The 15,065-nt window shown below is 40.8% G+C and carries 11 protein-coding genes and 1 other annotated feature; of the genes, 3 read left to right on the plus strand and 8 right to left on the minus strand.

The features are described from left to right. Positions 1 to 14 precede the first annotated feature (14 nt). A complete protein-coding gene (gene leuC, locus FYJ75_RS03125; protein WP_154428767.1) occupies positions 15 to 1,277 on the minus strand; it encodes a 3-isopropylmalate dehydratase large subunit in 1,263 nt (420 codons plus the stop codon). A 228-nt stretch (positions 1,278 to 1,505) separates the two neighbouring features. Between leuC and FYJ75_RS03130 the strand changes: the two genes are divergently transcribed. Continuing rightward, positions 1,506 to 2,411, plus strand: a complete 906-nt coding sequence (locus FYJ75_RS03130) for a LysR family transcriptional regulator (protein ID WP_154428769.1) — start codon at positions 1,506 to 1,508, stop codon at positions 2,409 to 2,411. Beyond that, positions 2,412 to 3,185, plus strand: a complete 774-nt coding sequence (locus FYJ75_RS03135) for a DUF6062 family protein (RefSeq protein WP_195838928.1) — start codon at positions 2,412 to 2,414, stop codon at positions 3,183 to 3,185. It abuts the gene before it with no gap. A 61-nt stretch (positions 3,186 to 3,246) separates the two neighbouring features. Here FYJ75_RS03135 and leuS read toward each other — a convergent pair whose 3' ends face one another. From leuS to FYJ75_RS03160, 5 genes are all read right to left on the minus strand, one after another. Then, the gene (leuS, locus tag FYJ75_RS03140) at positions 3,247 to 5,664 is read right to left on the minus strand and encodes a leucine--tRNA ligase (RefSeq protein ID WP_154428771.1); all 2,418 of its coding nucleotides are present in this window, start codon (positions 5,662 to 5,664) and stop codon (positions 3,247 to 3,249) included. Between the two features lie 96 nt (positions 5,665 to 5,760). Then, positions 5,761 to 6,004: a binding site (T-box leader), on the minus strand. A 131-nt stretch (positions 6,005 to 6,135) separates the two neighbouring features. Further along, positions 6,136 to 7,161 (minus strand): ketol-acid reductoisomerase, encoded by a 1,026-nt coding sequence (gene ilvC / locus FYJ75_RS03145; protein ID WP_154428773.1) that lies wholly within the window; start codon positions 7,159 to 7,161, stop codon positions 6,136 to 6,138. Between the two features lie 29 nt (positions 7,162 to 7,190). Further along, entirely contained in the window at positions 7,191 to 7,691 is a 501-nt protein-coding gene (gene ilvN / locus FYJ75_RS03150) for an acetolactate synthase small subunit (RefSeq protein WP_154428775.1), read from the minus strand. A 222-nt stretch (positions 7,692 to 7,913) separates the two neighbouring features. Next, positions 7,914 to 9,440: a Y-family DNA polymerase gene (locus tag FYJ75_RS03155; protein WP_154428777.1), complete on the minus strand. Its 1,527-nt coding sequence runs from the start codon at positions 9,438 to 9,440 to the stop codon at positions 7,914 to 7,916. Between the two features lie 548 nt (positions 9,441 to 9,988). Then, on the minus strand, positions 9,989 to 11,431 hold the full coding sequence (locus FYJ75_RS03160) for an IS110 family RNA-guided transposase (protein WP_195838929.1): 1,443 nt from the start codon (positions 11,429 to 11,431) through the stop codon (positions 9,989 to 9,991). Between the two features lie 198 nt (positions 11,432 to 11,629). On the opposite strand from FYJ75_RS03160, the gene FYJ75_RS03165 reads away from it, so the two are divergent. After that, a complete protein-coding gene (locus tag FYJ75_RS03165; protein WP_154428779.1) occupies positions 11,630 to 12,679 on the plus strand; it encodes an FAD:protein FMN transferase in 1,050 nt (349 codons plus the stop codon). Positions 12,680 to 12,687: 8 nt separating this feature from the next. Here the strand turns inward: FYJ75_RS03165 and FYJ75_RS03170 are convergent, their stop codons facing one another. Both FYJ75_RS03170 and FYJ75_RS03175 read right to left on the minus strand, forming a co-directional pair. Beyond that, on the minus strand, positions 12,688 to 14,136 hold the full coding sequence (locus tag FYJ75_RS03170) for a CapA family protein (protein WP_195838930.1): 1,449 nt from the start codon (positions 14,134 to 14,136) through the stop codon (positions 12,688 to 12,690). 132 nt (positions 14,137 to 14,268) lie between these two features. Continuing rightward, positions 14,269 to 15,060, minus strand: coding sequence for an RnfABCDGE type electron transport complex subunit B (locus FYJ75_RS03175; RefSeq protein WP_154428783.1), 792 nt, complete (start codon positions 15,058 to 15,060; stop codon positions 14,269 to 14,271). Between the last annotated feature and the right edge of the window lie 5 nt (positions 15,061 to 15,065).

The raw sequence follows: 15,065 nt of genomic DNA on the forward strand, positions 1-15,065 counted from the left end.
CTACTTCCTCCAATCTACATTACCTCTTCCGGTCCTGAGATCTTACCTGTAATTGCGCTGGCGGCAGCAACTGCCGGGCTTGCAAGATATACCTCAGAATCAACATGTCCCATACGTCCCACAAAGTTACGGTTGGTTGTAGATACACAACGCTCTCCTTCTGCAAGAACGCCCATATATCCGCCAAGACATGGTCCACAGGTCGGAGTACTTACAATTGCTCCTGCCTCAATAAATGTACGAAGCAACCCTTCTTCCATTGCCTGAAGATAGATTTTCTGTGTTGCCGGAATAACGATTACACGAAGACCTTTCTTAACCTTTTTGCCTTCTAATACCTTTGCTGCAATTCTGAGATCATCCATACGTCCGTTTGTGCAGGAACCAATCACAACCTGATCGATGGCTACATCACCGACTTCGTCAATCGTTCTTGTATTTTCCGGAAGATGAGGGAATGATACAGTTGGTTTTAAAGTGCTAAGATCAATTGTGTATGTTGCATCGTATTCAGCATCTTCATCTGCTTCATATTCTACAAACGGTCTCTTGGAATGCTCTTTCATATATGCTCTTGTAAGGTCATCTACTGGGAAAATACCATTCTTACCGCCTGCCTCAATTGCCATATTCGCAATTGTAAGGCGATCATCCATACTCAGATACTGGATTCCATCCCCTGTAAATTCCATAGATTTATAAAGTGCACCATCAACACCGATCATTCCGATAATGTGAAGAATAATATCCTTACCGCTGATCCATTTTGCTGGTTTTCCGGTCAGGACAAATTTTAATGCAGACGGAACTTTAAACCATGCTTTACCGGTTGCCATTCCCGCAGCCATATCCGTACTACCAACACCAGTAGAAAATGCACCAAGTGCGCCATAGGTACATGTATGGGAATCAGCTCCGATAATTACATCGCCAGCAACAGTAAGACCTTTCTCTGGTAATAGTGCATGTTCAATTCCCATTTCTCCTACATCATAAAAGTTACTAATCTCATTCTTGCAGGCAAATTCGCGAACACATTTACAGTGCTGAGCGGATTTAATATCTTTGTTTGGAACAAAATGATCCATTACCAAAGCAATTTTGTCTTTGTGAAATACACCATCCACTTTCATTTTGTCGATTTCATGTATTGCGACCGGTGATGTAATATCATTTCCAAGGACAAGATCAAGCTCAGCTTCTATTAACTGTCCGGCCTGAACAGATTCCAGACCTGCATGAGCTGCAAGGATCTTCTGTGTCATTGTCATTCCCATTACGTGATTCCTCCTATAAAATTACTAATCATTCCAGCTGCATAAAAAATTATGCATCCGCATTCTCTGCCGATGCTTTTGAATGTGTGAGTGAAAGCTTATGCAACTATCCTTGTATGAAATTCTAGCATATGCTTTTCTATAATGAAAATACATAATAAATATATTTACCATAACTCAGTTTCATGGTATACTGAATACAGATTGAAAAGAAAGAAGGAGCAAATCATGAATCAGAATCTTTCGTCTTATCGTATTTTTTATACGGTCGCAAATGCAGGAAACATCTCAAAAGCTGCGAAAGAACTGTATATCAGTCAGCCTGCAATCAGTAAATCCATCCAAAAGCTTGAGGAAAGTCTTGGCTGCAAACTTTTTTCCCGCAGTTCGCGCGGCGTCGTTTTAACAGAAGAGGGAAATCTGCTCTATGGACATGTCCGAGACGCTTTTGAAACCCTGACGCTCGGCGAGGATAAATTAAAACGCTCTATTGAACTTGGTGTTGGTCATCTGCGCATCGGAGTGAGTACAACCCTTTGTAAATACATGCTGCTACCATATTTAAAAGAATTTATCAAACGCAATCCTCACATCAGTATTTCCATCAATTGCCAGTCCACCAATGAAACCTTAAAACTTCTGGATGACAATAAAATTGATATTGGTCTGATCGGTAAACCTGACAACCTGAAAAATATCCAGTTTTATTATCTGGATAATATCAAAGATATTTTTGTTGCTACCGGAGATTATCTTTCACATTTAAGTCAGCGCGGAATCAAAGAGGATGAAATTTTGCAGAACTCTACGCTTATGCTTCTTGATAAGAACAACATGACAAGACAATATATCGATGATTATCTACAGGAAAATCAGATTACTGTTGCCGACTCCATCGACATCTCAAATATGGATCTTCTCATCGATTTTGCAAAAATCGGTGTCGGAGTTGCCTGTGTAATTAAAAGCTTTGTCAAAAAAGAACTGGAAGATGGAACACTCACCGAAATCCCACTGGGTATACCAATCCATGAACGTGAAGTGGGATTTGCCTACAAAAGCAATCTGAAACCATCCAAATCATTACAGACATTTATTGATTTTTATGAAAATTATCATCCGGAGGAATCATAAATGAAAGAACAGCTTCATACCATCCCCATTTCCGAGGCAATGGAACATGCCGGCGAATGTCCTTTCTGTTATATTGAAAGAAAAACCGAAAATCACGCAATGGATTTTGTCCTTGGACATGGCGCCTCTTATATGGAAGCCGATATTCGTGAGATGACAGATAAAGCCGGATTCTGCCGTGCCCATTTCAAGAAGATGTTTGATTATGGAAATGCGCTCGGCAATGCCTGGATCTTAAAAACACACTACAAACGCATTCTGGATGAAATGACAAAAGAATTTTCTCGTTTCAAACCGTCTGCTTCCGGCAAAAAAAGCGGATTTTTCCGAAAGAATGCTTCATCAGAGCAGTCATCCAATTCCATTAAATGGTGGATTGATCAGAAAGAACGCTCCTGCTTCATCTGCAATATGGTCAAAAGAACGTTTGATGATTACCTCAACACGTTCTTTCAGATGTATAAAAAAGATGCCGGTTTCCGCTCAAAGCTTTCCCAGACAAAAGGATTTTGTCTGACGCACTTCGGCCTTTTGTGCGAGGCTGCTGATCAGAATCTTTCTGGTGAAGAGCTTACTTCGTTTTATGACACCGTGCTTCCTTTGATGCAGGAAAATATGGAGCGTCTTTATGAAGATGTCTCCTGGTTTATCGAAAAATATGACTATCGCAACAAAGATGCCGACTGGAAAGATTCAAAAGATGCCATTCAACGGGGAATGCAGAAATTAAAAGGATCTGATCCTTCTCTTCCACCGCATCAATATAAGAAATAAGATACCTCATCGGGCAACCCGATGAGGTATCTTTTTACTTTCAATAATATTCGTATGAATCTTATTTCATAACAATGTTTACAATACGTCCAGGTACATAAATCTCTTTTACAATATTACCGGTCAGTTTATCTGCGATGCTTTCTTTTGCTTTCGCAATAACATCATCTTTCGGATCATCTTTTCCGATCATCAGTGTACCTTTTGTCTTTCCGTTGATCTGGACAGCAATCTCAACATTGGCTTCCACTGTTTTGGCTTCATCATATTCCGGCCATGTCTGTTCATATACTCTGCCCTCACAGCCAATCGTCTGCCACAACTCTTCTGTAATGTGTGGTGCAACCGGATTTAACAGAATGATAAGTGTCTTAAATTCTCCTTTTGTAATAGAACCTTTTTTGTAAAAGTCATTCAAAAGAGACATCATTGCTGCAATGGCTGTGTTGTATTTCAGATTTTCGAAATCGTAGGAAACCTTCTTAATTGTCTGGTGCATCTTTGTTTCAAGATCTTTGGAATATCCTTCTTCCTCTGTCATGATATCCTGAAGTTTCCATACACGCTCGAGGAATCTGCGGCAGCCTTTTACGCCATCTTCTGACCAGGAAGCTGCCAGGTCGAATGCTCCGATAAACATTTCATAAGTTCTTAATGTATCAGCTCCATATTCCCTTACAATGTCATCCGGATTGACAACATTTCCTCTGGATTTTGACATTTTCTCACCGTTTTCTCCGAGGATCATTCCATGGGAAGTTCTCTTCTGATATGGTTCCGGTGTTGGAACTACACCCTGATCATATAAGAATTTATGCCAGAATCTGGAATAAAGAAGATGCAGTGTTGTATGCTCCATACCGCCATTATACCAGTCAACAGGCAGCCAGTATTTTAATGCCTCCGGGCTTGCAAGTGCTTTGTCATTATGAGGATCTGTATATCTTAAGAAATACCAGGATGATCCTGCCCACTGTGGCATGGTGTCAGTCTCTCTTTTCGCAGGTCCGCCACAGCATGGACATGTTGTGTTAACCCAGTCTGTCATTGCTGCAAGTGGAGATTCACCATTGTCTGTTGGCATATAGCTCTCAACTTCCGGAAGAAGCAATGGCAGATCTTTCTCATCGATTGGAACATATCCACACTTATCACAGTGAACGATCGGGATTGGCTCACCCCAATATCTCTGACGTGAGAATACCCAGTCACGCAGTTTATAATTGGTCTTTGCAGTACCAATTCCTTTTTCTTCCAGGAATTTGATCATTTTTTCCTTGGCATCTTTTACTTCAAGTCCATTCAGGAAATCGGAGTTGATCAGGACACCGGTTGCAACATCTGTAAATGCTGCTTCGCTAATATCTACTTCTTCTCCATTCTTTGCAACAACCTGAAGCATTGGAAGATTAAATTTCTTTGCGAATTCCCAGTCTCTTTCATCATGTGCAGGAACAGCCATAATTGCTCCTGTACCATAACTCATAAGTACATAATCAGAAACCCAGATTGGAATTTCTTTGCCGTTTACCGGATTGATTGCAGTAAGTCCATCGATTGCAACACCGGTTTTGTCTTTTGCAAGTTCTGCACGCTCAAAATCAGATTTTCTGGATGCAGCTTCACGATATGCCTCGATTTCAGACCAGTTTTTGATCTCATCCTTGTATTTGTCGAGATATGGATGTTCTGGAGAAACAACCATGTAAGTAACACCAAATAAGGTGTCACATCTTGTTGTATAAATACGAAGTTTTTCTTCTTTTCCTTTAATCGCAAAATCCACTTCTGCACCGGTAGATCGTCCGATCCAGTTCTTCTGTGAGACTTTTACTCTTTCGATATAATCTACATCATTTAAGCCCTCGATCAGCTTATCTGCATAATCAGTGATCTTAAGCATCCACTCGCTTTTTACCTTGCGGACAACAGGTGCTCCGCATCGCTCGCATACACCATTTACAACTTCCTCATTGGCAAGTCCTACTTTACAGGAAGTACACCAGTTGATCGGCATTTCTTTCTTATATGCAAGACCGGCTTTGAATAATTTTAAGAAGATCCACTGTGTCCATTTGTAATAATTCGGATCTGTTGTATTAATCTCACGATCCCAGTCAAAAGAATAGCCAAGAGAATGAAGCTGCTCTTTAAAATGTTTTACGTTATTTTCGGTAACGATCTTTGGATGGATCTTATTCTTGATTGCATAATTCTCGGTTGGAAGACCGAATGCATCCCATCCCATTGGATAAAGAACATTGTATCCCTGCATTCTTCTCTTACGTGCCACAATATCAAGTGCCGTATATGGTCTTGGATGACCAACATGAAGTCCCTGTCCGGATGGATATGGGAATTCAACCAATGCATAGTATTTCGGCTTTGTGTAATCCTGGGGTGCTGCGAATGCTTTCTCATCATCCCAGACTTTCTGCCATTTCTTTTCCACAACTTTGTGGTTGTAAACTTCTGACATAATTTCCTCCTTTATAAAAAGCTCCGCATTGCTGCGTGCTTATCTGCTTTCCTTTTCAGAATTAAAAAAGCCTCCGTCTCAACCGGATCATCCGATCCTAGAGACGAAGACTGTTCTCTCCGTGGTACCACTCTGTTTCGTATTCACTTAAAATACGCACTCATAATCGTTAACGCCAATCACCCGTCTGAACCTACACAACACTCCCATTCTTAATCCTGGCAGGTCTTCCGCTCAGAAGCTCCAAGGCGAGTTCAAATCCTTACGCTACTGTCTTGCACCATACGACAATTCTCTGAAAGTCGATCGGGACTCTACTATTCCTTTTCCTAGCTTTCTTTATTCAAATAACAGATTTATTTTACCATAGTTCAAATTTTTGTCAACTAAATGTTTTCACGTTTTTTGAAAAACCCCAGCAGAATCTCTGCCGGGGTTTTAAATATGTATTCTACAAAATCGATGTTCGGATTAGTTGTTTACTAATTTGTCATCTTCATTGTTCCAGCTGTAAAGCTTACGGATCTCTTCTCCGACTTTCTCTGATGGATGCTCAGAAGCTTTCTTTCTCATCATCTGGAAGTGTACCTGACGTCCTGCTGGAGACATGTCAAGTAAGAACTCTTTTGCGAAAGAACCATCCTGGATATCAGCAAGAACTTTCTTCATAGCTTTCTTTGTATCCTCGGTAACGATCTTAGGACCTGTTACATAATCACCGTATTCAGCAGTATTAGAAATAGAATATCTCATTCCTGCAAATCCTGACTGGTAGATTAAGTCTACGATCAGTTTCATCTCATGGATACACTCAAAGTAAGCATTTCTTGGATCATATCCAGCTTCGCAAAGTGTTTCGAAACCTGCCTGCATTAATGCACAAACACCACCGCAAAGTACAGCCTGCTCTCCGAAGAGGTCTGTCTCTGTCTCTGTTCTGAATGTTGTCTCAAGAACACCAGCTCTTGCTCCACCAATACCTAAAGCGTAAGCTAAAGCAATATCTAAAGCTTTTCCTGTTGCATCCTGCTCAACAGCTACAAGGCAAGGAGTTCCTTTTCCAGCCTGATACTCAGAACGAACAGTATGTCCTGGAGCTTTTGGAGCGATCATTGTAACATCGACATCCTTTGGTGGTTTGATGCATCCGTAATGGATGTTGAAACCATGAGCAAACATTAACATGTTACCTGGCTCAAGGTTTGGCTCGATGTCTTTTTTGTACATATCAGCCTGTAATTCATCGTTGATTAAGATCATGATGATATCAGCCTGTTTTGCAGCCTCAGCTGCTGTGTATACCTTAAATCCCTGTTTCTCAGCTTTTGCCCAGGATTTACTTCCGTTATAAAGTCCGATTACTACATTTACTCCAGACTCTTTTAAGTTTAATGCATGTGCATGTCCCTGGCTGCCATATCCAATGATGGCTACAGTTTTTCCTTCCAGTAAAGATAAGTTACAATCTTCCTGATAAAACATTCTTGCTTCTGCCATTTTTATTTCCTCCTAAATTAAATAATAGCCTAATCTAAAAATATTACATCATCAGAACCTCTTGTAAGTCCTGTGATACCGGTTCTCGCAAGTTCGAGAATCTCATATTCCTGTAAAAGATCCAAAAATGCATCGAGTTTATCCTGATGTCCGGTCAATTCAATCACCATGGAATCCATTGTGACATCCACAACTTTACCGTGGAAGATCTCCGTTACATTTAAAATTGGCTGACGCTCTGTATCTTTTGCACGAATCTTGACCAGGATCAGTTCTCTTGTAACAGAGGACCCCTGCTCTAATTTCTTGATGTCCAACACATCTTCCAGCTTTGCAAGCTGTTTCTCGATCTGCTCAAGAATCTGCTCTTCGCCGCTTGCAACGATCGTAATCCGCGTATATCTCGGATCCGCAGTTACTCCTGAGGAAAAACTGTCAATGTTATATCCTCTCCGGCTGAACAAACCTGAAATTCTGCTTGTTACACCTGGATTGTTTTCAACTAAAAGAGATAAAACAAGTCTTTTCATTCGAAAACCTTCTACCTTCCTTTTTGTTACCATGAACCTGTTCAGATTGTGAATAGATTCATTTGTTTCACTCACACAATCAGATTGTAGACTTATAACTCATCTTTGTCAAGACATAAACCTGCTATAATTTGCAGGAATATCTAATAAATTTTCAAATTTCTTTCTTACTATTTCTACAGGTAATTTTACCCATAATCCGAGTTCATAATGTTCCCGTTTTCAGGCTTTATGTCCTCCAATCTGCCGGTTCCTTTCTATTGTTGTAGCACCCTCCTGCAGATTCGTTCCTTTTAACATTGCATTCTTCCCATACTTCTTTTTGACCGATAGCATTGCCTCCTGAAGTTTCCGTTCCTTTTCTCTCTTTTTCCTGTTCTGTTCCTGTTCTTCCTCTACTTTATGATAGTCCGTAAAAAGGTCTATCTGCTCAAATGATTCTGCAGCCGGAATCTGCTCTTCTCTTATAATATGATTTGCTGTAATCGTTATTCTGCGGATCAGAAGATCCGGACTTACGATTTTATCATATAACTGCATGACCTTAGACATAATCTCTTCTGTTGACGAACTGTAATGCTCCAGATTTGTGCTTCCATGTGCATGTTTTGGGATTTTTCTTCCATAACGGTCTGTCACGATTTCGCCCTTATATCTGCCAGCCCGTTTTGAATTTTTCAGATTCTCAATGTCATAGCCAATCGTCAGTACCAGCTGATCTGTCACATAGCGTTTATCGACAAGATCAAGAACCAGAAGTTCCGTCATTTCACGGACAATCAGTTTCCCCTTTTCAAATTCATAAGGACATTGTAACACCTGCCCTGAACAGATACTGTTGTTATCCGGTTTGTATGCTTTAATCTCATCGATTGTGACCGGTTCATATCCCCACGCATGATCAATCAGAAGTTCTGCATTTACACCAAAGGTTTCGTATAATAATTCCTCATTGTGATAATCGTGTTCTTTTCCAAGTGAGCATCTTGCAATATCTCCCATCGTAAATATTCCAAGCTGTTCCAGCTTTTTCTGATAGCCACTTCCCACGCGCCAGAAATCTGTTAATGGTCTGTGATTCCATAATTTCTTCCGATATGTGTTTTCATCGAGTTCTGCGATACGTACACCATCCGTATCCGGAGCTACATGCTTTGCTTCGATATCCATTGCAATTTTGCAAAGATACAGATTCGTTCCGATGCCCGCCGTTGCTGTAATCCCTGTTTCTTCCAAAATCTCCTGTATGATCTTTTTCGCCAGCTGTTTTGCCGTCATCTGATAAGTGTTCAGATAGTGCGTCGCGTCGATAAAAACTTCATCAATGGAATACACATGGATATCTTCCGGCGCAATATATCTGAGATAGATATGATATATTTTTGTACTGTATTTCATGTACAAAGCCATCCTCGGCGGTGCCGCAATATAATCCAGTTTATATTCCGGATGCTTGTCTAATTCTGTCTCCGAATAAGATGATCCTTCAAATGTCTTCCGCGGCGCCTTCCTTCTCCGCTCGTCATTTACTTCCTTTACCTTTTGAACAACTTCAAACAGCCGCGCTCTTCCCGGAATTCCGAATTTTTTCAGAGCCGGAGATACCGCAAGACAGATTGTTTTTTCTGTTCTTGATGCATCCGCAACTACCAGGTTGGTGGTAAGCGGATCAAGCGTACGTTCCCGGCATTCGACCGATGCATAAAAAGACTTTAAATCGATTGCGATATAGATATGTTCCCGGCTCATATTCTTCCCTTCCTATTCTGTCAAGCCTAAATCTATTGATTTTACTGGCTTTGACGATATTTATTTACCTCAAAACAAGAGCCGAAAGTGATGGATATCGTAGTATCTTGTACCGAATAGCTGATTAATGGGTACACTTCTTAAAGCATCCCTGTTGTTTGCTTTATAAAGGCTGTTTTCCCTCTGATCAACTATGATGATGAACATTCCGTGTCTAAGGGGATCGTATCCCAACTTCCTTCGTCCCACCTACCATACACTGAGTGCCAGCCAAGCTCCTAGACGGGGTCATGCCCCACGGTAAAAACCGATGCCGGCTACAGCTCTTGTTTTTGTGTTTGATTTGTTACTGACCTACATTCACCTGTCGTGGTACTGATTTACTCAGTGGACGCTATACCTCTACAGCTTACTGTTGGTCTTTTGCAGATGCAGTCCGTTCCGGACTCCATCGTTTACGGGTTTCTGTTCCAGAACCCTGTCCAGTCTCCGATGCCTTCCATCAGCCACTCGACAGAGTTCTGGAGTTACTTCTTTTATTTTATTTGCTATGCTGCCATTGATGCCTGTGAAGCTGCCGGATGTTTGATGTCTTTCAACAGTTTCTGCGGATCATAAGTTGTCCCTGTCTTCAGGATTGTGTAAATCACCCTCAGTATCTTGCAGGCTATCACAACCAGTGACTGCATCTTTTTCAGCGGATTGTTGGTTCGCGTTGTATAGTACTCATGTAGCTGCTTAAATTCATCTGCATGCGACACCGCTGACTTTGCCGCTTGGAACAGCCAATACCGAAGTCTCTTGCGTCCTCTGTGGCTGATTTTTGTCTGTCCTTTATGCTTGCCTGAACTGCATGCCACCAGCCCCATACCGCTTAGCTTCTGGATTTCCTTCACATCATCAAATCTGCTGATATCTCCCATTTCTGCCAGTATTCCAGCCAGTATGTTTTCACCTACACCTTTGATTTCAAGTATTTTTTCTGCGTAAGGTATTTCCATGCATTTTTCATGTAAAGTACTTTCAATCACAGCAAGCTGCTCATCCAGCTTCAGTATCTGTTCCGCATACCATTTCACTGCTTCACGCCCTGCATCCGTTCCATCCGTTAATCCAACACTTTTCTCTGCATAGCTCACGATTTCATTGGCTCTGCTGTAACCGCGTCCTCTTAATTTTGCATTATGCCAGATATTTTTCATGCCTTCTACTCCCAGTGCTGTAATATCCGCTGGGATAGCTGATACTTTCAGTACTTCCAGAGTAAATGCTCCGTCTATTTTTCCAAATGCGTCCATGTATTCTGGAAAATAGATTTTCAATTCCCGGTGAAGACGATTGATATTTCTTATCCTGTCTTCGGTAAGCTGATCCCTGAACATTGAGAGTCTTCTCATGTCTGCGTAAACTTTTTCTGGAAGATAAGGCATTCCGTAGTTTCCATCTTTCACAAGATTTGCGATCAGTTTCGGATCTTTTCTGTCGTCCTTGAGCTGGCTGTTATCTTCGATTTCTTTGCTCTGCTTTACGGCATATGGATTTACCTGGACAACGCTGATTCCGTTTGAAATCATCCATGCAGCCAACGCAAACCAGTAGTGACCTGTCGGTTCAAGACCCAGTACTATCTGTTTCTTATCGTGTTTTGCCGCAAGTGCCAGCACCCATGCCTTGGCATTTTCAAAGCCTTCTGAAGTATTGCTGAATTCAAATGCTCCACGGCTTAACTCCCTTCCCCTGACATCGATTGCCCTGATATAATGATTCTCACTGCCTATATCGCATCCTACTATAAGCATGTCATCCGTAATGAAGGAGAGTTTATCGTTCTTGGCAAACTTACCGTTTGTTTCCAAGTCTCGCCATGTATAGGATCTCAGTTCTTTTTTAATCACCTTTATTTTCCTGCCCAATTCTTCTTTTGACAGAAGCTTTATTGCCTGATTTTCTACATTTACTTGCTTTTTTGTTCTTCTTGCTTTAACATTCATCTTGAATACCTCTTGTGTTTTTAGATTTTACCAACTGGCAGGTCAGTAATAATCTAAATTTACTTGAGGTATTCTTTTTGGTCAATTCCTTTTGCTCTTTAAAGTATACAGGAAGCTCCTGTTTTTATTTTCAAAGCATTGTACGTGTCGTAAAACTGTGCTATTGTATTCTAAATATAATACAAAAGGAGCACTTTTATGAAACGCAAACTTTCTATTCTGATCTGCTGTATGATGCTTTTTACTGCTATTTGTGGTGGTTGCAGCAATCCAAATGCCTCCGTCAGCAAATCCGGATTTTATTTTGATACGATTATAAAAATAACCCTATACGGTACAAATTCCGAACAGTATATTGATGACTGTTTTGAACTTGCTCACAAATATGAAAATCTTTTTTCCAATACCATTGATTCCAGCGAAGTTTCCCAGATTAATTCCAATGCCGGTTCCGGTTCTTATGTTACGGTAAGTGATGAAACCCTCGAACTGATCAAAGAAGGCATTCTTTACGGAGATGTCAGCAATGGGGCGTTTGATATTACAATCGGAAAATTAAGTGATCTCTGGGATTTCAGTGATATTGCCGAAAATCTCACTTCCGAGGATAACGAGACGGATGCCTCGGTGCTTCCATCCGATGCGGATATCCAGTCAGATCTCGCACATGTGAATTATAAAAATATCGTCATTGACGGCAATCAGGTTATGCTGACGGACCCGGATTCCGAACTTGACCTTGGCGGAATTGCAAAAGGTTATATTGCTGACCGCATGAAAGAATATCTCAATTCAAAAGGGATCACCTCCGGCATCATCAACCTTGGAGGTAATGTACTTACGATCGGTGAAAAATCCACGGGAGCTGCATATAAGGTCGGCATTCAAAAACCATTTGCAAAAGACGGCACATCCATTGCAACAGTCGATGTAAAAGACAAATCCGTCGTTTCATCCGGTGTATATGAACGCTACTATAAAATTGACGGTAAATTATATCATCATATCCTCGATCCTAAAACCGGATATCCATGTGACAATAATCTTTATGAAGTAACGATCATCAGCGATCGTTCCGTTGACGGTGACGGATTAAGCACAACCTGCTTTGCTCTTGGACTCGATGCCGGAATGCAGCTGATCGAATCCATGCCGGATACCGAAGCCATCTTTATCACAGATGACTACCAGATCCACACCTCATCCGGAATCGGAAAAGATATTCCTTTCACAGAACTTTCAGAGTAAGAGCCTCTTTATTCTGCAGGTGATACCACACCTGCAGAATCTATCCCTGCATTTGGCGAAAGTTCCCTCATATAATCATAAAATTGTGAGGCTTCTTCACCGTAAAGCATATGCGTCGTATAATTTTCCTGTCTGCATGGAAGAAGTGACATTTCTTTTAATCCTTCCATATCCACTTTCAGGTTCAGCACAGTTGTATACTTTGTCTCTGAATTGAACCAGAAATCTCCAAGACTGTATACCACGGGTTTTCCTTCTATATATTCTACCCCTTGCAGCACATGAGGATGCCCGCCAATGATTGCATCTGCTCCCTGACCGATAAATTCTTTTGCAATATTTCTCTGATATTCCTCATAATAAGGAGAATCTTCAGTTCCCCAATGCAGATATGCAATCAGATAATCACATTCTTTGGATGCTTCTGAAATAATCTCATCCATCATCGCAGTGTCATACATGCGTACTACTCCTGGCGTATTTTCTCCTGCTTCCGGAGTATAAATAATTTTCTCAGAGCGGTTTGCTGCCACAAAGCCAATCTTCATCCCGTATATAATAAAATATACCGGCTTTTTTGCCTCTTCCATATCGGCTCCTGCGCCAACATATGGAATATTTTCATCTCTCAGGCATTGAAAAGTATCCATAAGTGCGTCTGCTCCATAATCATAAATATGATTATTTGCAAGACTTACAATATCAGTTCCAAGTTCCTTCAAAATTTCTTCCCGTTGCGGCTCTGCCCGGAATGTATAATATTTTCCTGCCAAAGCAGTCCCTCTCTCACTTGCCGGATATTCATGGTTTAACATAAAAATATCTGCATTTTTTGTAACATTCTCAATATCATCCGAAATGCACTGGGAAAGATCTCCGTTTACCTCATCATAATGATCGATCACAAAGCCATCTTCGGTAAGACAGATATCGCCGGCAAAAGAAATCTGTATTTCCGATTCTTCTGCTTCTTTAAAATAAATATTATGCGCATTTGCCACTGTTTCATCCTCTAAAATGCCCTGAAATTCATTCCACAATACATAAAGTGATTTACCGGTTTCTTTATATAAATTCTGACTTAACTCATGATAAGCATTCTCATCCGCTGAATCCTCTGTACCATTATTAATTAACTGCGTATGCCATTCATCTGCAACTTGGGCAATCCTGGCCGGATCATAATTTTCTATCAGATATTCTGAAAAATTCTGAATCTGTTCTTCATCTCCAAATTCATCTTTTAAACTCTGAAATGCCTGTATTACATCGGATTGCATCTGTGCGATTTCTTCGTCTGTGTATTCCGATGTTGCAGATGCCTCTGTTACACTCTCCGTAGTTTTACATTGCAACTCTTCTGTAGAAACAGTTTTGTGTGTATCGGAACATCCGCACAAAGCCGTAAATCCAATAGCAAAAATGGCTAACATCGTTTTTTCTTTTGTTTTTTTCATAACCAGCTCCATTTATTCATCTCAATACAAATTTGCTTTATCGAAAGTTATATGGCAATTTTTCTATAAAGCAAAAGAGACAGGTGAATTATATCACACTGTCTCTCTTTTTACTATTTCATTGATTATAAATTACAGAATAATCTTCTTTGGACATTTCTCTGCACAAATGCCACATCCTGTACATTTCTCCTGATCAATGTATGCAATGTTATCAACAACATGAACTGCATCTGACGGACAGTTCTTCTCGCACAAATGACATCCGATACATCCAACGGAGCAGGCTTTCATAACATCTTTACCTTTATCCTTGGAACTGCACTGTACTGCATGTTTGAAATCATACGGGATGAGTTCAATCAGATGTTTCGGGCATGCAGCAACACATTTACCACAAGCTTTACACTGTTCTTTATCGACAAGTGCAATACCGTCTACAATGTGAATTGCATCAAACGGGCAGGCTTTCACACAGTTACCAAAACCAAGACATCCATAATTGCAGGATTTTGGTCCACCATTTGGAACAAATGCCATAGCAGCACAATCTTCCACACCTGTATATTCATAATCTTTGTTTGCTTTTTCACAGGTTCCTGCACATTTTACAAAAGCAGCTTTTCTTACGCCCTCTTCTGCAGCAACACCCATGATCTCGCCGACCTTGGCAGCTACCGGTGCACCACCAACAGGACACTGGTTTACCGGTGCTTCACCTTTTACGATTGCAGCGGCAAGACCGGAACATCCGGCATAACCACAACCACCACAGTTATTACCAGGGAGAACGCCAATAATCGCTTCTTCACGTTCATCCACTTCTACTTTGAATTTTTCGCCAGAGATTCCGAGGAAAAATCCAATGATAGCACCTACGCAGCCAACGATAAGAGCTGCAACAATAATTGCTGTAATATTCATTTATT

Origin of the sequence: Roseburia porci (assembly GCF_009695765.1) — a bacterium.
GTDB classification, from domain to species: Bacteria; Bacillota; Clostridia; order Lachnospirales; family Lachnospiraceae; genus Roseburia; species Roseburia porci.

Coding starts and splice junctions, on each gene's coding strand:
- leuC (WP_154428767.1), bottom strand. CDS start 1,277: ATGGGAATGACAATGACACAGAAGATCCTTGCAGCTCATGCAGGTCTG.
- FYJ75_RS03130 (WP_154428769.1), top strand. CDS start 1,506: ATGAATCAGAATCTTTCGTCTTATCGTATTTTTTATACGGTCGCAAAT.
- FYJ75_RS03135 (WP_195838928.1), top strand. CDS start 2,412: ATGAAAGAACAGCTTCATACCATCCCCATTTCCGAGGCAATGGAACAT.
- leuS (WP_154428771.1), bottom strand. CDS start 5,664: ATGTCAGAAGTTTACAACCACAAAGTTGTGGAAAAGAAATGGCAGAAA.
- ilvC (WP_154428773.1), bottom strand. CDS start 7,161: ATGGCAGAAGCAAGAATGTTTTATCAGGAAGATTGTAACTTATCTTTA.
- ilvN (WP_154428775.1), bottom strand. CDS start 7,691: ATGAAAAGACTTGTTTTATCTCTTTTAGTTGAAAACAATCCAGGTGTA.
- FYJ75_RS03155 (WP_154428777.1), bottom strand. CDS start 9,440: ATGAGCCGGGAACATATCTATATCGCAATCGATTTAAAGTCTTTTTAT.
- FYJ75_RS03160 (WP_195838929.1), bottom strand. CDS start 11,431: ATGAATGTTAAAGCAAGAAGAACAAAAAAGCAAGTAAATGTAGAAAAT.
- FYJ75_RS03165 (WP_154428779.1), top strand. CDS start 11,630: ATGAAACGCAAACTTTCTATTCTGATCTGCTGTATGATGCTTTTTACT.
- FYJ75_RS03170 (WP_195838930.1), bottom strand. CDS start 14,136: ATGAAAAAAACAAAAGAAAAAACGATGTTAGCCATTTTTGCTATTGGA.
- FYJ75_RS03175 (WP_154428783.1), bottom strand. CDS start 15,060: ATGAATATTACAGCAATTATTGTTGCAGCTCTTATCGTTGGCTGCGTA.